We start from the raw sequence: 651 nt of genomic DNA on the forward strand, positions 1-651 counted from the left end.
TACCGGCTCCTGTCAACGCAGGCCGTTGACGGCGAATTTCTCCACGTAGCGTCGGACGGTGTCAGGCTTGGACATGTCGAATGTCTGTGCCTCGTTGACGGTAGAGAACGACCAGATGATGCGGGCGAGCCATTCGCTGGCGGCCGTCACGTCGACCCCGGCACCAACCTCTCCGCGGTCACGCGCGTCACGTACGTAGGGTTCGAGAAATTTGGTCGTCCGCCGGACCGCCGTATCCCCGTCAGAGATCATGTGCCGCATCAGCTCAGCGTCATCGGCCATCAAACGGTTGCGAGTTCGGTGGTCGAGCAAGATCCTCGCGTGTGTTTCGGCCATCGCGCCAACCTGCTCGGCCAGCGTACTTTTCTTAGCCATTGCGGTCGCCACGTCACGATAGAACCGCTGCGCCCCGAACTCGATGGCGGCGTCGATGAGCACATTGCGGTCCTCGAAGTAGCGGTACACCGTGCCCCGGGAAACGTTCGCCATCCGCGCCACGTCCTGAACGCTCGTGCGCTGGATCCCGAGCTGTGTGAAGCATTCGTTCGCCGCCTCCAGAATCTGGTCCCGGCGATCGAACTCCTCGGCCGAGTCCAGATCGGCGGGGACCGGTTCCGTCGCCATGTCCCTCCTCAGGCCGTGGTAGCCGCT

1 protein-coding gene is annotated in these 651 nt (G+C 63.1%); it reads right to left on the reverse strand.

Annotation, left to right across the window (positions count from 1 at the left end; translation table 11 throughout):
- Nucleotides 1–12: 12 nt before the first annotated feature.
- Nucleotides 13–651 (reverse strand): TetR/AcrR family transcriptional regulator (locus tag A5678_RS12130; RefSeq protein WP_231983650.1); only part of this gene is annotated, 639 nt, incomplete at its 5' end.

This window comes from Mycobacterium sp. E2733, assembly GCF_001667585.1.
Taxonomy (GTDB): Bacteria; Actinomycetota; Actinomycetes; order Mycobacteriales; family Mycobacteriaceae; genus Mycobacterium.